General features: G+C 59.8%; 13 protein-coding genes and 1 pseudogene. 4 read left to right on the forward strand and 10 right to left on the reverse strand.

From position 1 onward, the window contains the following. Positions 1–316, forward strand: a pseudogene (locus K288_RS0127010) (IS5/IS1182 family transposase); the annotation flags it as partial. 314 nt (positions 317–630) lie between these two features. Here K288_RS0127010 and K288_RS0127015 read toward each other — a convergent pair. Continuing rightward, positions 631–936 (reverse strand): hypothetical protein, encoded by a 306-nt coding sequence (locus tag K288_RS0127015; protein WP_152535687.1) that lies wholly within the window; start codon positions 934–936, stop codon positions 631–633. A gap of 1,276 nt (positions 937–2,212) precedes the next feature. Here K288_RS0127015 and K288_RS46660 point away from each other — a divergent pair. Beyond that, positions 2,213–3,610 (forward strand): squalene monooxygenase, encoded by a 1,398-nt coding sequence (locus K288_RS46660; protein WP_152535688.1) that lies wholly within the window; start codon positions 2,213–2,215, stop codon positions 3,608–3,610. Then, positions 3,607–3,780 (forward strand): hypothetical protein, encoded by a 174-nt coding sequence (locus K288_RS53700; protein WP_160169003.1) that lies wholly within the window; start codon positions 3,607–3,609, stop codon positions 3,778–3,780. Before K288_RS46660 ends, K288_RS53700 begins: the two co-directional genes overlap by 4 nt. Before the next feature lie 63 nt (positions 3,781–3,843). Here the strand turns inward: K288_RS53700 and K288_RS0127035 are convergent, their stop codons facing one another. The 5 genes from K288_RS0127035 to K288_RS49720 all read right to left on the reverse strand — a co-directional run bounded on the left by K288_RS0127035 (position 3,844) and on the right by K288_RS49720 (position 10,417). Next, on the reverse strand, positions 3,844–5,118 hold the full coding sequence (locus tag K288_RS0127035; RefSeq protein ID WP_027582382.1) for an SGNH/GDSL hydrolase family protein: 1,275 nt from the start codon (positions 5,116–5,118) through the stop codon (positions 3,844–3,846). Positions 5,119–5,202: 84 nt separating this feature from the next. After that, complete coding sequence (locus K288_RS46665; RefSeq protein ID WP_051334743.1) at positions 5,203–6,747, reverse strand: FAD-dependent monooxygenase; 1,545 nt, start codon at positions 6,745–6,747, stop codon at positions 5,203–5,205. Between the two features lie 170 nt (positions 6,748–6,917). Then, complete coding sequence (locus K288_RS0127045) at positions 6,918–7,661, reverse strand: response regulator (protein ID WP_064737359.1); 744 nt, start codon at positions 7,659–7,661, stop codon at positions 6,918–6,920. A 216-nt stretch (positions 7,662–7,877) separates the two neighbouring features. Then, positions 7,878–9,290: a coniferyl aldehyde dehydrogenase gene (locus K288_RS0127050; RefSeq protein ID WP_027582384.1), complete on the reverse strand. Its 1,413-nt coding sequence runs from the start codon at positions 9,288–9,290 to the stop codon at positions 7,878–7,880. Between the two features lie 200 nt (positions 9,291–9,490). Beyond that, on the reverse strand, positions 9,491–10,417 hold the full coding sequence (locus K288_RS49720; RefSeq protein ID WP_027582385.1) for an AraC family transcriptional regulator: 927 nt from the start codon (positions 10,415–10,417) through the stop codon (positions 9,491–9,493). 389 nt (positions 10,418–10,806) lie between these two features. On the opposite strand from K288_RS49720, the gene K288_RS0127060 reads away from it, so the two are divergent. Next, the gene (locus tag K288_RS0127060) at positions 10,807–13,365 is read left to right on the forward strand and encodes an ATP-binding protein (protein WP_027582386.1); all 2,559 of its coding nucleotides are present in this window, start codon (positions 10,807–10,809) and stop codon (positions 13,363–13,365) included. 46 nt (positions 13,366–13,411) lie between these two features. Here the strand turns inward: K288_RS0127060 and K288_RS0127065 are convergent, their stop codons facing one another. From K288_RS0127065 to K288_RS0127085, 4 genes are all read right to left on the reverse strand, one after another. Next, a complete protein-coding gene (locus tag K288_RS0127065) occupies positions 13,412–14,722 on the reverse strand; it encodes an MFS transporter (RefSeq protein ID WP_027582387.1) in 1,311 nt (436 codons plus the stop codon). A 216-nt stretch (positions 14,723–14,938) separates the two neighbouring features. Next, positions 14,939–15,736, reverse strand: coding sequence for a crotonase/enoyl-CoA hydratase family protein (locus K288_RS0127070; RefSeq protein WP_027582388.1), 798 nt, complete (start codon positions 15,734–15,736; stop codon positions 14,939–14,941). Between the two features lie 110 nt (positions 15,737–15,846). Further along, on the reverse strand, positions 15,847–16,419 hold the full coding sequence (locus K288_RS0127075; RefSeq protein WP_027582389.1) for a hypothetical protein: 573 nt from the start codon (positions 16,417–16,419) through the stop codon (positions 15,847–15,849). Between the two features lie 120 nt (positions 16,420–16,539). Continuing rightward, on the reverse strand, positions 16,540–17,823 hold the full coding sequence (locus K288_RS0127085) for a glycosyltransferase (RefSeq protein ID WP_027582390.1): 1,284 nt from the start codon (positions 17,821–17,823) through the stop codon (positions 16,540–16,542). Positions 17,824–18,320: the final 497 nt, after the last annotated feature.

Here is an 18,320-nt window from a genome sequence, read left to right on the forward strand (position 1 = left end):
CGACAAGGGCTACCGAGGTCACAATGCGCCACCCGATTACAAGTTCAGGGTGTTCATCTCAGGCCAGAAGCGGCGCGTGACGCCCAGGATCAAACGCGAGCTGCGCCGGCGCTCGGCCGTCGAGCCGGTCATCGGCCATCTCAAATCCGAGCATCGCATGGGGCGCAACTACTTCTGGTACCGCAAGGGCGACGCCGCCAACGCCGTCCTCGCCGCCGCCGGATACAACTTCCGCCGTCTCATCCGCTGGCTGGAGCTTTTGTTGCACCAAATCCTGGTCAGGCTCATCCTCCGATTTCAGCTCGTCCCAAGCTGAAATCAGACTTCTTCACGGGCGACAGACGATGATCAGCCCCCGGTCCCGCGCAAACGAGCAGCTGTTTGACGCGAAGGATTCGAATAACTGCCAGCACGGACCGATGCCCGCCACCCGTGTCGCCGACGCTCCCAGGCGAATCGCAGTGAAAGATTTGTACGGCGTTGTAGGGAATGAATGTAAGGACGGGTCTAAGTCGCCTCCGAAAACCAAGGAAATACCTGGTTTTTTCGGGGATTCTAGGCTGGAGCGGGCGAAGGGAATCGAACCTTCGTATGTAGCTCGGGAAACCACGGGTAAGATTCGAACGCGGATTATCCCTCAGCCTTCCTGACCTTCTCCGCCGGCACAATTCGAATTACCTCTACCGCGTCTGTGCTTGTGCGTTCCACCGACGACGCGGGTGTTGCTTTCGAGGCGACAAGCTGGGCGGCCAGGCTTAGGTGCCCGAGTTCATTGGTGCGCTCGATTTCGACCCGCAACACGTTATGGGGCTGTCTCATCAAACTAGCGGCTTTCTCCAGGGCCTCGACCATGTTTGCCGCATCGACGATGCCAAACAGTTCACTCTCTCCATCCGTAGTGTCGACGAACCTGTAGGTAAATGGTTCAAGAGTCACTATCGCCTCCTCGTGACTAGGTGCGTGTCGCCGGAGCACAGCGGGAGTGATGCTCTCGCTCGTGAAGCGCTTGACTAACTGGCGCGGTCCGTGGCTGAGAATTCCCAAGATCCGCAATCTAACCCCCTACGCTGAGCCGGCTGGTGCGGACGCATTAGAATCAGAGGCAGAGGTGCTTACTTCCTCACCCCAATACTCCGCCACGCCGGAAGCGATCCGACGCTTCTGATTTCGGATGTTCTTTGGGGGGCTGCCCGACCTAAGCCAGCCTAGCTCTGCTGCTTTTTCTACGCATCAGCAGTTTTCGAACCGCCGGTACGGCCGCAAAACGTAGCTAAGGAAATTGCCGGCGTAAAGCAGGGCACAGGAACTTGATACGTGAGCCAGCGCGCAGAGCGTCGGCGAATCTAGAAGAGCTCATTCAAGCCCCATTCGAAGACCAGCACGCCCACCGCCAATGACGTCAGGACAATAAAACAGACTACGACGCTGTAGATCGAGACTTTATGGTCGCCCTCGTCGTCATGATCGAAATTCACACGGCACCTCTATCACTTCGTTCCTTTCGTCGCGGCGTGTATCCCTGATGCTTCTGCAACCTGCGCTTGATCGGCGCCAACGCGCGGGGCGTGCACTTTCTGCACAATCCGTCTCGTTGACCGACGGATCGGTCTTCACGGTCATCGATTTGATGAGACCGATGTCTTGGAGCCCACCGGGATGGCTCCTGGTCAGTGCGTCGTTTCCTTCGACGCGCTGGCTTGAGGTAGCTTGGTGCTCAACCATTTCCTTCGAGCGCTGATGTGCCTGTGCAGCCGCTGACCGCTTGGCAACAAAACGTGGAGATGCCGGATTGCGACGAAGTGGTTACGGCGTGATTTCACCGCGGCCGAAGCGCGTAACGATTGTAACGCTTCTATGCTGTATGCAGCATTCCGAGTTGAATAGCTCGCGGCGCTCATACCGCGGAAGTCGTCCGCTCAACTCCGAACGCGGCAACCAATCCCCGGCAGGGGAAATCAGCGACGGGGAACTTCGTCCGCTCAGCGTGGCTGGTTGCGTCTTTGGGTCCATCAACAGATTCGCGTTCTTGCGCATTGCGGCGGCTCAAAAGAGCCCGAGTCCTGCAGCGCCTCATTCGCGATGAGCCCAGTCTGTGAACGCTTTCACAGGGGCATTACTGCCGTAACGCGCCTCGACCTTGCTGACATCACGCCGAAATCCCGTTCGTCTCCCCTTAGCGCGACGCCACTGGCGCGGACTAGGAGGGACTACGATGCCAGGCCAAACGATCGGTAAGCACGCCATAGTCATCGGCGCTGGCATGGGTGGCTTGGCGGCAGCAGGAGCGCTGGCGGGCCACTTCGAACAGGTGACCGTTCTTGAGCGCGACCGCCTGCCGAGTCACGCAGTGCCGCGGCTCGGCGCGCCGCAATCAAGGCATCTGCACGTCTTGCTGCCAGGCGGCCAACGGGCGCTGAGCGATCTGTTTCCTTATTTCGAGCAAGACCTGATAGGTGCGGGCTCGGTGCCGCTTCGAATGTTGCGCGATTTCCGCATGGAGATCCCGGGCGTCGGTGCGCTCCCCCAACGCGATTTCGGCTGGTTCCTCTATTGCGGCACACGTCCGCTGATCGAGCTGATCACGCGCCGACAGGTCGAGAGACTTACGAATGTGACCATACGTCAGGGCTGCGCGGCGTTCTTACTCACCGCCGCCTTCGATGGCACCATGGTCACAGGCGTCATATGCGAAGATGCCGATGGAGAGGACGAGACCCTCGCCGCTGACCTTGTCGTCGACGCTACCGGACGCGCTTCGCCAACCTTGGCGTTGCTTGGCTCAACCGGCCAGAAGCATCCGGAGGAAATCGTCATCGGCATCGACCTCCGTTACACGACGACGATGTTCGCCATTCCCAAGGATCGATCCACCGAATGGGACACACCCGCCGATTGGATTGGAGTTGGCACCTGGCCCCCGGCGCCGGACCGCAGCCACGCGGGCTATCTCATGCCGATCGAGGGCAAGCGCTGGATGGCGACGTTCTCGGGGCAGAACGGGTTACGACCGCCGGCCGATCCGGAGGGATTCCTATGTTACGCTCGTCAGCTTAATACGCCGACGATCTACAACGCCATCAAGAACGCCGAGCGGACGGCCGGATTCGAGCGCTACTTTCTTCCGGCCAGCATATGGCGCCGGTTCGATCGGCTGGGCACATTTCCGCGCGGCCTGCTGCCGATCGGCGATTCGATCTGCCGCTTCAACCCCGTCTATGGCCAGGGCATGAGCGTTGCGGCGCAGGAAGCTCGCCTTCTGAACCAGATTCTGAAGGGACGTGCGGCCAAGCCTGATCCGCTTGCCGGACTGGCGGCAGCGTTCTTCTCCAAGAGCCTGCCGATAATCGAGGGGCCGTGGAATATGTCGGCTGTCCCGGACCTCGCTTATCCCGATACACGCGGGGACCGCCCGCCTGATTTCGAGAAGCACCTCCAGTACAACAGAGCCCTGTTCAAGGCCGCGATACTCCATGCCGACGTTCATCGGCGACTGGCAGAGGTTCAGCAATTGCTCGCACCGCCAGACATCCTCAAGACTCCTTACATCGAAGGGCTCGTCCAAATGGAATTAGCCCAAATGACCTCCAATCCAAGGAGATTGGTTCAATGAACTTCGAAGAAAAGCTGAACGAAGTCGTCAACAGCTTCCTCCGAGAGGAGGGTCTCGACGGAATCATCAGCGCATTGGAGCTGAAGCTGATCGAGTTGCGTGTGCAGGAGCGCGAAGTGACCTGCGTCCTCGTCACCGGTCCGATTGGAACGATGGCACTACCAGACTAACCGGACTGGATTTGAACGAGCAGACCTTCCTCCTCACTCCCGTTCTGGCGGCATTTGATTGCCCTATCGCCCTGCGGGCACCTTGGCCAGGTATGGAGATGCGAGAGCGATATCCGCGGCGCAGTCGGCGCCGGCAGGGAATGTGAGGACGATCTGCATGTTGATCGCCGTGACGGGCGCCGCCAGCGTGGCCACACTCGGAATTCGGATCACACCCGAAAGCGATTCATTGTTGGGGATGAGCGTATTGGCGGGGATGCTGGGGATGGGCATCGAGACTGTGGTGCCGGCAGTAGCGGCGATGAGACCGAGGTTCTTCGTAGCTTTCAGGACAAAGTCCCACCAGACGTCGTAGAGATCGCCGGCGGCCGCCCCCGGGAAGTTGACGTTGTTGCGGAACGTCACCGACGCCGGCCCTGCGTGCGCGTTGGTCCCAGATACAACAATTCGCTGCGCGTTCCGGCCATTCAATGTGCTCTTGGAGCCCACAACCCTCAGCCCGGAGCCGGCGGTCATGTCCAAGGTCCACTGGTCTGCGACGACACCGGTGGCACCATTCGACAACGCACCCTGCGTCCCATTCAATTGCGGATTGTCGGCCACCAGCATGAGGCTTTGCGGATCGAACGAATGCGCAATTGGCGTGTCGGTCGTGACCAGCGAATTGAGCGCATCGCCGACCGCATTGCCCACGACGATTGCGCCAAGATAGTTCGGGTGCAGCCCAGTATCCTTCGCGGAATTGGTGATCGTCATCCTAGTCGGATCGAACTGCGACTCGACGTCAACGACAGTCACATCCGTCTGCGCGCGGATCATATCGTTGAGGGCAAGACGGTCGGCTTCACGCTGCGCCCCCCGGGCCTTAAAGACAGGGTCGATGCGCGGCAGGACACACACGTTCACCACGTGAGCGCCGACCGCTAGATATGCCCCAATACAAATCCGGATGTTCCTGAAAATGGTCTGTACGGTATCGCTTGTCTCGCCGAGGTCATTGGTGCCGGCGAGCAGAACAACGACCTTGGGCTTCGTAGCGTTGACCTGTGCGGTTTCCGTGGTTGACGCCATCTGCGCCGCAGTCTCGCCACCGACAGCCTCGTTGTAACCGATCGGAGCGTAGAAGCGCCCCAGCGAACGCATCAGAGCGAACTCGATAAACGTCGGGCCGTTGCTGCCCTTCGTGATACTATCGCCTTCGAAGCAAATGCGGGAGTGCAGTGGGAGGCCGGCGTCTGGTATGAACGAGATGTCCGCTCCCGAAACGCCCTTCACCGCATCGATAGACGAAGTCGGCACGTCGTCGGAGACGCCGTTGATTGAGATTGTTCCAGTCATTGGCCTGCCTTTCAGTGTCGGCGATTGGGTCGTGTTTCGGCCTTGCGATGCGCGCCGGGCCCGGTTCAATGTCGGCGCGGTAGCTCAGAGCGGGAGCTTCCCAGTCGGTCCGCCGGTGAGGGCGCGGGTCACATCGCACTCCTGCTCGCGCAATGCGATCAGCTTCAACTCCAGTGCGCCGATGATTCCGTCGAGACTTTCCTCAACGAGGAAACGACTGACGATCTCATCCAGCTTTTCTCCGAAGTTCAGAAAATGGCCCTCCTTCGCATCGGCAGCCATTTTGGACAGTTCAATCTGAACGAGCCGATCGATGGCAGGATTCTGGAGGACGCGAGGCGGCTCGAGCAACTGCTGAACCTCTGCGAGTTTGCAATGAACAGCGGGATGGCGAATTGCGGCCTGAAACAGGGCTTTGTTGTATTGGAGCTGGCTCTCGAGATCGGCCGGCCGGTCGCCGCGCGTCTTTGGATAGGCCAGATCCGGGACTGCCGACATGTTCCATGTCGCGTCGAGCAACGGCAAGGTCTCCGAAAAGAACAGTTGCGCGAGTTCGGCAAACGGATCGGGCTCGGCCGCCCGTCCCTTCAGGATCTGGTTCAGAAGGCGGGCTTCCTGCGCCGCCACGCTCATGCCCTGGCCGTAGACGGGATTGAAGCGGCAGATCGAATCACCGATCGGAAGCAGAAGGCGCGGAAATGCGCCCAGCCGATCGAAGCGGCGCCATACGCTGGCCTGGAAGGCATAGCGCTCGAATTCGCCGTTCCGCTCGGCATGCTTGATGGCGTTGTAGATCGTCTGCGTTTCGAGCGTCCGGGCATAATCCATGAATCCTTCCGGCTCGTCTGGCGCCTGTTCCCCACACTGTCCCGCGAGCGTCATAAGCCATCGGTTACCTTCGATCGGCATCATATAGCCGCCGTGGGTGCGTTCCGGCGCGTGCGGCCAGGTGGCCACGCCTCTCCAATCGGTGGGTGCATCCTGGGGAATGACGAAACTCGTCGTCGTATAGTGGAGATCGATGCCGATAGCGATTTCATCCGGCGCCGGCTGGCCGGATGAACGAAGCAGTCCCAAGGTTGGCGCAGCGCGTCCGGAGGCGTCGACAACGAGATCGGCGGCGAGGATTTCCCGCCTCCCATCGGCATCTTCATACGCGACGCCTGTGACCATCGTGCCGTCAGGGACAGTGGTAATCTCGAGCACCCGGCACTCCGGCCGTATCGTCACATTGGCTATCCTCTCGACCTGTCGACGCGTGACCAGCTCGATCAGCGGACGCGATGCGCAATGGATGAACCAGCCGAAATCGCGTGGCGGGAGCGGACCGAGACCCGGGATCTCCATACGTATGTCGCGCGCCATTCGAAGCGGCACCGAACCGGCATTAGTCAGGTCTCGCTCGAAGTGTGGAAACAGATCAGTCAGCGCGCGCTGGCCGCCTGGCAACAAAACGTGGAGATGCCGGGATTGCGGCGTGCCCGTTCGCGGCACCGCCTGACTTGGCAGGCGGTCGCGCTCAAGCACGATCACCCGTTCGAAGTGATCGGCCAGCGCGCCGGCCGCGGCCAAGCCACTCATGCCCGCGCCAATCACTACAGCCTGCTTACCGATCGTTTTGCCTGCCATCGGAGTCCTCTTCTCATCCACGCAGTAGAGCCGCGGTATGAAGGAGACGACGGGGTTACGGCGTGATTTCAGCGCGGATAAAGCACGTTACGTCCGTAGCGTCCCGATCGTCTTTGACGGTCAACTGTGTTGTGGGCAACCCAAAGGCGCTCACGCCTGATCTGCAGGGCTCAGTGAATGCGCTCGACAACCGCATCGAACACATATCCGAAGCCCGACTCCGTTTTGATCAAGCCTTTGGGTGCGCCGCCTTGCTGAAGAGCTCGCCGAAGCCGCATGACCCGAACATCGATACACCGATCGAATACATCCTCGGATGCTTGTATGGCGCGCAACAGGTAGCTGCGTGATAGCGGTCTGCGGGGCGCGTCAAGAAACGCAATCAGCAGAGCGTAGGTGGAGCGATATAACCGAACCGGATGGCCCGCGGGATCAATCAGGCGACTGTCGGAAAGCGTTAGCGTCCAGCCGCTGAACCTGTAAGCTCCTCGCTCTTGTCGTCCGGCCTGGAAACGAGCCAATTTCTGGCGCCTTTCTATGGCTCGCGCATGCGACCAAAGTTCATGCAGATCGAATGGCTTGAGGATGTAGCCATCTGCGCCGAGCTCTAACGCGAGGATGCGGTCGGTCGGTGTCAAGTTGCGGCCCGTCACAAGAACTGGAATATCGGAAATTGACCTCACCCTGCGGAGGCGATCGAGGCCATTGCCGCCGGAGGGCTCTATGTCCAGGACGATCAGGCTCCAGTGACCATGATCGACCAGAGCCAGCACCTCTTCGGACGGGGACACTGCCTGCGCGTGCCAGTCGCGGGCAGACAGGAAACTTACAAGCTGTTGTGCCAATGATCGATCTTCGTCAATGATCAGGACTTCGCCGATGCTCCCGGCGGGAGACTGTGAAGCCTCGACCATCGGCTTTCCCGCCGTTCTTGACCTTTCGTGTATCTCAAACCGGAGCATCGTTACGGGCCCTTTGTCCTGTTGTTGAGCTCCCCGGCAAGGCGCATTGGCGATAAGCAGGCTCACGCAATGACCATGCGAGAAGATGATCTTCGAGTGCCCGGCTGTGTTTTCGCTGGGGGCACGCGCCGCGCGTTTGTCGCAAGCAAGGCCTGGTCGATCGTCAGGTTACTGAGCGATGGCGGCTGCCAGGATCTGCTGCAGTCTCTCTCCATAGGGCGGCCGGAAGATTTCTGCGGCGCTGTCGGATTCGCCCTGGCGGTAAATCGCCCGCGCATGGCTGAACGTATGAAAGCCGGCCTTTCCGAAATAGCATCCCATTCCGGAGGCGCCTACGCCGCCAAAAGGCATATCGGCTCCGAACATATGGACCATGACGTCATTTATGGTGACGCCGCCAGACGCGGTACCGTCTAGAACCTTGCGCCCTTGCTGGTCATCCGCTCCGAAATAGTAGAGCCCAAGGGGATGGGGTCGTGACCGGATGAACGCCAGCGCCTCGTCGAGATGATAGTATCCTACGATCGGCAGCACGGGACCGAAGATCTCTTCACGCATTGCCATCATGTTATCGTTGACGTTCAACAACAGCGTGGGCGCCAATCGTCTTCCGTCGTTCGCCTTGCGGGCCGGGAGCGCCTCGATGACTTCGGCGCCGTTCGCACGCGCATCCGCAATCATTGCCTCAAGACGACGATAGTGCCTGTCGCTGATGATCGACGTGTATTCGTTGGAGTCGACCCCTTGGGGAAACATCTGCTCGACAGCCGCCACGCACGCCGCAGCGAATTCGCGTTCGAGCGCCCGAGGAACGAGCGCATAATCTGGAGCGAGGCAAACCTGACCGGCATTTCTGGTCTTGACGGCCATTATCCGCCTGGCTGCTTCGGCAAGATCGAACTGCTCAGTGACGATAGCCGGCGACTTTCCTCCGAGTTCGAGAGTGACCGGCGTCAGATTGCTGGCCGCGGCTCTCATGACGTGCTTCGCCACGGAAGCTGAACCGGTGAAGATGAGGTGGTCCAGGGCGGACGCAGCGAATATTTCGCCCTCTTCTGCCGCGCCTTGCACGACGGTGACTTCGCTCGGTGCGAACCGATCGGCAACGAGTTCCGCCAGAAGTGCGGATGTTACCGGCGTAAGCTCGGATGGTTTGATAATGGCGCGATTTCCGGCTGCCAAGATCGCGGCCAGCGGGCCAAAAACTGTTACAATTGGAAAGTTCCAGGGACCAATGACGCCGACGACGCCTCGCGGCGTGTACTCGACCCGCGCTCTCGCATCCGGCGTCATGGGCGTATATTGTTCGGGCTGAAGCCAGCTCTCGAGATTTGTTGCCGCGTAACGCAGCGCGCCGAGAGCGCCAAGCAGCCCGATTCGGGTCTCGTCGTGGCTTCGATGACCAAAATCCCGCGAGAGCGCGTCAGCGATGCGATCCTTGTTCTCGGCCAACAGAGCCGCCGTACGCTGTAGCCGCCCAAGCCGAATTTCCGCCGTCGGGAACCCGTCGCGCAAATAGGCACTACGCTGCAACTTGATCAGGGCGTCGAGATTGGCTGCGAAGGCGCTTATATCGGTCATGGTTTGCTCCGGTTAGCTTGCCGATCGAACGGCTTTGACTCGCTCTGTCCGCGGCGATGGGCCGGTTGCGACTGACGAGTTGAACCTTGCCGGAGGTCTTAGGGTTTCTCACGCGCGCTCCGCTTGCTGCGAGGTGCACGTTGTTGACACAGCGTGCATTTCGCAGGGACGCGCAACCGATCTCGAGACCGGCCTTTAGGTCAGCGCTTCAAGTTGCGGAGATCACGCGGCGAGATGTCATAGCTCGCCTTGAACGCATGACTGAAACTAGTGCCGTCTGAAAAGCCGTTCCTGAGCGCAATTTCGGTGATGCTCATGTCAGGGACATTCAAAATTTCCGCCCGCGCGCGCTCAAGACGCTGCTGCTTGATAAAATGCGCTGGCGTCACTCCAATCCGACCGAATGTATTGTACAGAGATCGCCTCGAAAGACCTAGATCACGCGCCAGTTGAGCCGGACCATAACTCTCGTCGGAGATGTTTTGTGCAACCATCACACGCGCGCGAAGAACGATTGGTGGCAGTGGTCGGTCGAGCGAGCATCCGGCTCCAGGGCCAAGCGAAAGAAGCGCGATATCGATCAGAGATTCAACGGTTAACGTGTCTGCGGCAGAGCGATGCCCGTGCCATAGCAGCGCCTTCGATCCTCCAGCGGCAGCAGCAAGCGGCCCGCTGGAAGCGTGGGGTGTTCCCATCTTCTCATGCACCGTCTCTTGCCACGAACGCTTCGACATTGGATCGAAGAATAGTACAAGTCCCTCGTAGCCTTCATCCATCTCGAGATGGTAGGTCCAGGCCATCGAGGTGATCAGCATCTCACCCGGCTGCAACGCGAACGATCGGTGTGCATCCTCGTATCGCATTGTCCCCTTGAGCTGCCAAATAAGCTTGAAGTAGGCACCAAAACCGGCCTGCTTCGCTTTCTTACCCGAGGCCTCGACTATCGTCTGCGGGGTCAAAAGATGCGCAATGGAATGAGCTTCGATCCGTCGGGACAAGATCGAGCGACGAACGCTGTCGTTTCGGAGCGCAACCGACAGATTCGGGAAGGTTCGGTCGGCCTGCGCGAGGGCTTCCCCGCTGGAGTAACGGCAGGAGGGCGCGCCTACGGAGTTGGAGGAAATCATTGGATAATCGACGCCATTAATGCCTGTGGTTGAATTAGGCCTCTATTTCTCTATTTCAAGTATTCGACCCGTCCCAGCGGCGTTCCGTTGCAATTGTAACAAACAATGCGGCGCCAGTTGTTCGCGTGACAAATGTGTCACCGCGGTGACAAAATTCGAAACACCGAAATCGCGCCGTAACGAAGCCTATGTAGTGCCCTCCCAATTCAACAGCACGGGCAAGTGGGCAAGTGATGACAGGAAGCGATACGCACGACGTCCGCTGGTCGATCGAACCGATTACCGCGATCGCGAAGCCAAGCTGTGCGGTGGACGTGATGCCCTGCGCCGTCCCAACGCTCCAGAGCTTCAGAGCCCGCCACATCAGATCCACTCTCGGAAATTAACCAGTGGCACTATTATTACGGCTGTTTGCCCTGGTGGCGTTTGCGCTTCTGCCTGGAATCGCAATCCAATTGTACAATGAGTTTGACCTCCGTTTCTCGCGCCAAATGGAAGTGCAAGAACTGGTACTTGGTCTCGCCAGGCTCGCCGCTGCCGAGCAGCAGCAGATCATCCAAGGAATTCGCCAGACGTTGATCGCGCTTTCAGAGCTTCCCGCGATAAAGGCGAAGGACGCCCGCGGATGCGAGTCCTACCTCTTCAGGATGAGACAGCGATACCCGGAGTTCATCGATTTTATCGTGGTCGACATGAATGGCGATTCTTTCTGCGACTCCAATAGCGAATATAAGCCCGCGACCGCCACCGGTCGCGCCTACTTCGCCAACGTCCTGAAAACCGGCAAGTTTACAGTCGGAGAGTTCGCCCACGGCCGAGGGACAGGCCGCAACATCCTTCACTTTGCACTGCCATTCTACGGCGACGATGGACAGATGGGCGGCGTCGTAATAGCCGCCCTCAGCCTCGATTGGCTGGCTCACTATCTCGCGCAAAAAGGCACGCCGCCGGGCGCTGCCCTCGCCATTCGAGACCGCAACGGCACGTACCTCGCACGCTATCCTGGTAACGACCAGTTCGTCGGCCGGAGAATAGCAGGTGACCGTTACTTGCACTCGGATCATTGGGGCACAACAACCGCGCGCGACATTGACGGCGTCGAGCGGATCGTAGGCTATACGGCTCTGCAAGCAGACTCCGGCGAGATCTTTATCACCTTCGGTCTCGACAAGACGCTGGCCTTCAGTCAGATTCAACGGCGTACGCGGCTAGGCATCCTTCTGATTGCCCTGGGCACATCGGTGGTGCTGGCATTGACATGGTTTGGCGCCCGTCGGTTTATCCAGCATCCGCTGGAGCAATTGGTTGATGCTGCCAACCAGTGGCGCCTTGGCGATTATGCGCGCCGCGTGCATATCCCGGACAAAGGATCGGAGATCACCCGGGCCGCCGACGCATTCAACACCATGGCCGATGCGCTCGCGAATCGCGAACATGAGCTGCACGATGCCAAGGAGAAAGCCGAGCAGGCAGCCACCCGGATCACGACGATATTTGAGAGCACCACCGACTGCGTCCTCATTGTCGATACAGAATGGCACATCACTTATCTGAACGAACGGGCAAAAGCGCAGCTGGCAGTAGGAGACGATATAATCGGAACGAATCTGTGTGAGACCTTTCCGGATTGGATCGACGAGGACCTTTCGGCCAAGGCACATAAGGTGATGTCAGAACAGCGCTTCGCGTCCGTCGAAACGTTTTTCCGGGACGTCTGGTACGCGGTCAATACCTTCCCGTCCGGCGAAGGCATTGTCCTCTTGTTTCGAGACATCACCGAACACAAGCTCGCCGTCGAAGCACGTCGCCTGATGGAAGAACAACTTCATCAAAGCCAAAAGATGGAGGCGGTCGGCCAGCTCACAGGGGGCGTTGCCCACGACTTCAACAATTTGCTAATGGTGATTACCGGCAATCTCGAACTTATCGAGAGCCGTACGGCAGACGACGGATGTACCCAGAGACTCGCGATTGCGGCGCGGAAAGCCGCTGATCGGGGCGCAAGCCTGACCGCGCAGCTCCTCGCCTTTTCCCGACGGCAGAAGCTGAACCCGAAGACCATTCACATAAGCGCTCTCATTCGGGATTTTCAGGGGCTGCTCCTGCGCGCGCTCGGAGACGGGTGCAAGGTCGACCTCGTCGCGGAAGATCAACTGTGGCCGTGCCATGTTGACCCGGCCCAGCTGGAGACAACGCTCCTCAACCTGGCGCTGAATGCGCGCGACGCCATGCCGGACGGCGGCAAACTGAAGATCGAGGCACGAAACGTAACCCTCGACGACGACGCCGTTGCCGGTGTCACGCCCGGATCGTACGTCAAGCTCTCCGTCACCGACACGGGCTGCGGCATGCCCCAAGAGACGCTGGATCGGGTGTTCGAACCGTTTTTCACCACGAAGGAAGTCGGGAAGGGAACCGGGCTCGGCCTCAGCATGGTCTATGGGTTCGTCCGGCAATCTGGCGGACATGTCGCCATCGAAAGCACGGTCGGGGTTGGAACCACGGTCAGTCTCTATCTACCCAGATCCACCCAAGCGTCGGATGTGGGAATTGATGTCAAACCACAGGACGTAGCGGCAGGGTCAGGCCGGATCCTCATGGTCGAAGATGATTACGATGTCATGGACGTCACATCAGCAATACTGAGAGGGCTGGGTTATGAAGTCCTCTGCGCGCGAGATGGCGCCGACGCCATCCAGATATTGCGGGATGACACGAGGTTCGATCTGCTGTTCAGCGACGTCATGATGCCCGGAGGCATCAGCGGCATTGAACTGGCCCGGGAAGCCAAGCAGCTCTGTAGAGGCATCAAGATTCTGCTGACTTCGGGCAATGCGGCAGACGCATTGTCTCGGCATGGGGCAGAGGGCGAGTTTCCCGTTATTGGCAAGCCCTTCCGGCGTGCGGAGCTGGCGCAACATCTGCATATGGTTATGGCGACGGCCTGAAGTCATTTCCCGCCCGCTGCTGTTGCGGCCTCAGCGAGACGCGCCACTACGCGAGCAGCGGCGAGGGGTGCGGCTCGCCATTCTTCCCGGGCGCGGTTTCGGGTATCAAGACAATCGCGACAAGCCCGACGACGTTAGCACAAAGAAGATACCACGCCGGAGCCAGTGCATTTCCGGATATGTGGATCAGCCAGGTGATGATCAGTTGTGCGGTGCCACCGAAGCACGCGATCGCGACAGCATAAACCGTGGCGAATACCCCGCCCCGGATCTCCTGAGGGAGCGCTTCCGTGAGCATGGCATAGATGGCGCCAGACGGTAGCGAGCCGATCAACGTCAGCATGCTGAAGCCGCCGAGCAGCGAGGCCGGACCAGGCGACCGAACTATCCACATAAAGACCGGGTAGCTCAGCACGAGCATGGCAAGCTGTGGCCAGATCATCACCGGCTTGCGCCCGAAACGGTCCGCGAGCAGCCCACCGAGCAGGGTGCTTCCGGTGCCGAGACCGATACCAACCAGACCAGTGGCGAAAGCCAACGACGACTCTACGTGCAGCGTGTTCTGCGCGAAGGTCGTGATGTAATGCGCGCCATACGTGGCGATGGTGCCGCTTGCGAGAATCATCAGGGCCAGCGCAATGGTTCTCAAATGGCCGCGCGCGAGCGCGAGATGACCCGGCTTCTGCGGACCACCAAGCTCGCGCGAGCGCCGGTCCACCGTCTCGGGCAGACCCCGGCGAATCCAGAAGCCGAACGGCAGGCTGACGGCGCCTATCAGAAATGCGATCCGCCAACCATATGCCTCCAGCGCGTCGGCCGTCATGGTCTTGCTGAGAATCACGCCGACCAGTGCACCACACGTGGCGGCGACCTGCTGGCTGGTAGGCTGCCACGACACCGCAAAAGCCCTTCGGCCGGGCGGAGCGATTTCGATGAGATAGGCGGTGGTCGGACCAACCTCACCGCCCAAGGCAAAGCCCTGCACCAGACGAGCGACAATCACGATGATCGGACCCGCCATGCCAATCGTGTTTTTGGACGGCGTTAGCGCGAGAGTGAGAATGGCGAGACCCATCAGCGCGAAGCTCAAGAGCATTGCCGGCCTGCGGCCGGCCCGATCGGAATAGATGCCGAGCACGATTCCGCCAACCGGCCGCGTGACGAATCCCGCGCCAAAGGTCGCCAGCGATAGCATCAGGCTGCTATACTCGCTCTGCGCCGGAAAAAAGTTGTGGCCGATCTGAATCGCGAAGAAGCCATAGACGATGAAGTCGTAGAATTCGAGCATGTTGCCAATTGTAGCCCCGAAGGCGGCGCGCCTGAAGTCGACATTGTCCCGACCTGCAAAGTCCTGCATCAACCTCATCCCCATCACTCAATCCATCGGATCGATTCACGTCCCATCGCCCTTAAGGGTCACGCCAGTCGCAGTCGAATGTCATTCCCGTCTAACCGCAATCGCACTTGCGGAGCGTGCCTGCATGCGATTCGAGTCGCCTCGGACATTTGTTTCCTTGCCATCAGCTTGGCCGCTTCTCCATCCTTCTGCAGCTCCTCGACGGCCCCTAACCCATCAAGCGGAGTATGATACTTTCGGTGCCTTCTTATCGAGAAATGCGCGAAGCCTCCGCTTAGCCTCTTCCTCTGCTGCGGTGGCGGTGAACATCAGGCTCTCAAGCAGCGATCCCGCTTCCGGGTTGGCACGTGCTATGAGCGGTAGTGCCCTTATGATCGCGAAGTTGGTCACCGGCAGGTTCGCGGCGGCGCGCTTCGCCAATTCCAACCCTTTCGTCAGTCCTTCGCCAGACTCGACGAGGTACTGCGACAAGCCTATGGCCTCACCCGCCTCCGCGCCGTAAGTGCGTCCGGTCAAGATCATGTCCATCATCCGCGGTACACCGATCAACCGCGGTATCCTTACTGACCCGGCTCCGCCAACGAAGATGCCGCGCGTACCTTCTGGCAGGGCATAGAACGCTCCGCGCTCGGCAACCCGGATATGCGCGGCCGCTGCGAGCTCCAGTCCTCCGCCGACGACGGCGCCGTGCAGCACAGCGATAACCGGCACGCGACTGCGCTCGACCCGATCAAAGGCGCGATGGTACTCTTGCGAACCGAGAAGAGTGGATGAGCCCGAGATATCGGCGATCATAGCCAGATCAGCGCCTGCGCAAAAGTGATCTCCGCGGCCGTGAATGACCACAGCCTGGATGCTGGACGGCAGATCGCTGAAGAAACGATCGATGCCACGAATTGTCTCAGCGTCCAGCGCATTACGCTTGTCTTGCCGCGATAGGCAAAGCACCGCAACGTTGCCATGCAAGTCGACTGACAACGAACGGGGCAGATCGAACTGCGTTGGATAAGTCACGTCGGCGATCTCCTTCCAGGAATGGCACGACTCACGAGCGATGGAGCCTTAGCGCCGCGTTGCGTTTCGGCGCCGGGCAACATGGTTGCGTAGGACGTCGCCAGCCTGCGTCACTTGTTCGAATCCATCCCGACACTCTCGTTGGAGATCGACCTCCAAACGCGGAACATTCTCGCCGCAATCGGCACGAGATAGACGGTCCACCAGGGATAAGGATCAAAGCCGAGCAGCGCTGTACCGACGGTCCGTGCGACGATCGGAGCAGTGTTGAGGGCACGGACCACGTTGGGCATTTTCGCTCGCGCAATCGCGCCGTCGAAGGGCTCGCCGACCACGGCGACAGAGGAAATTTCGGTTGCCGACGTTCCGGCCCCTCGGAGCACACAGATTGGCGGGCGCTGCCGCACTGGACGCGAACGCATACTGTCGACGCGCACAAGGATTGAGCCAAACCACTCGATCGGCTTGCGGCGAAGGCGATCCGATCCCTGCCGGTACGGAAGGAGCGGCGCGCCCAGGCAGAAAAGGTCGACGCTCATCGCCAGGCTCGCGTCCGCCGGAATCACACCGAGGCCGCCCGCTGCTGCCAACAGACTCGACAAGATCGTCTCAATGAACGCCGGTGAGTAAGAGAGACGATCAAGCAAGAATGGAAGTGCGGACGAGTCGGGATGATTGCGCACAGCAGGAATTCTCCTTCAGTCGATCGCAGCGCTGGAGCTGTGCCGCCGGTCAATGCGTTCTGCGGTGTCCACGATCGCGACGATTTGGTAATTCATCGGCCGGGCCGTTCTTCACGTACGTCAGATGACCTCTTGACGCTGTTGTTCCAGGGGTTGCTGTCTCGCTTCACAACCGGCGGCGGCGATCAATTCCATCTGTTCAACAAGGTCAGACGCTTCGATCTCTGACTTGATCGCGTCGCCTACACGACGGGCCGCAATCTTGAACTGCGGTTCGGCGATCAGCCGCTTGATGGCCTCCGCTATCTCTGCCTCCGACGCTGTCGGAGGCAATTGAAGCCCCGCCCCTCTCGCTTCGACTCGCGCAGCATTGGCCAACTGATCCCATGCCTTCGGCAGAATGAGTTGCGGCAAACCGTTAATCAGGGAACGGTTAACTGTCCCGTGCCCGCCTTGCGATATCACGAGCGAGACCTCGTTCATGAGGAGGTCGTGGGAAGCGCCGCGGAGCACATGTACATTTCTCGGAGCCCGAAGCTCGGCGACATCCAGACTTGGCTCCGTCGTGACAACAGCGCCGATCCCAGCCGTTGCAGCGGCGTCGATCGCACGCTGAAACATATCGCGCTGCCCCTGCACACGCGTGCCACAAGCAATCAACGCGCGATGGTGATCCGACTGTGTGGGTCGAGGCGCCTGCCACGGCTGCGACCAGTTCGGCACGTCAAGCAACGGTCCCACGTAGCAGCAATTGTTCGGCAGAGAACCCGCCTGAAAATCGAAAGCCTGACTCGTCGCTACCAGAAGCCGATCCGCGCGATCGAATAGTTGCATGATATCGTCAAGCGCCGGAAGACCGAGCTCAATGCGGACGTCGTTGAGCATCGGAAGTGAGGAATTCATCGCCATGGACCAAGCGGCATTGACGGTCTCAACGTCAGCACGTTCGGCCGGCATCTTCGCTTGACCCAATCCGCCGACCGCGGGCGGCGTCCCTGGAAGGGTCCGAATGCTGACACGAGGCGAGAGAAACGCGAGAGGCACACCAGATGCTTCCGCCCCGACCGCAACACCAAATAGAATGTCGAGGCTGAGAACGGCATCCGTCGGCATGCGGCGGATCTCGTCTGTTACGTCCGCGGCGTAAGCCGAAGCAGGGGTAAACAGGACCTTGCGCACCCAGTCTTTCAGAGCCGAAAAATCTGTCGCATCAACGGCCTCCTCGACCGGTGCATGGCGCCACGTGACGACCTCGAAACCCGCGGCCTCGACTTCCGCACGCATCGGCGCATCGGCCATGACACGGACATGATGTCCACTCTCACGCAACATCCGTCCGGCAGTGAGCAATGGGCCCAGGTTTCCCAAGCTGCCCCATGAGGCCAGCAGAAAACGGTACGACATGACGGAAACCTTTCGTCCCGGTCGCGAACTCGTTGTTGCGATCCCTCCTCTGCCACCACGTCGGGCTATGGATGGATGCGTCGGCCTTCGCTTCCCGCGCGCCATGGCAAGAATTGAGGCATGGGCGTTACCATGCGATGTCTTCCCGGAGAGGAATGGTTACGGCTGTAAGCGGAACATCCTGAACATGTCGCGCTCATATGGTTCGCAATTCTAGAGCGCGATGAGATGCGGTCGAATTGCATCCGCGCTCGCTGCCGGGTTCGCGTTCCCGCTTGCGAGGGAAGGCTGGGGCGGGGTCTCTCCGTGATTCACGCCGTCCGACCGTGGGAAGAGAGTCCTCACCCGGCGCTTACGCCATAGCCGAAGCTTCGCTTCGGCGTTCTTAAGAACGGCCGCCATAGGCGGCCTACGCCTTTCCCGCAAGCGGGAGCGTGAACGGCGTAGCCGGTTAAACCAATCTCCTGCCCCTTTGGTCTGATGACGCAGTCGCTAAA

The organism is Bradyrhizobium sp. Ai1a-2, from assembly GCF_000426245.1.
Classification (GTDB): Bacteria; Pseudomonadota; Alphaproteobacteria; order Rhizobiales; family Xanthobacteraceae; genus Bradyrhizobium.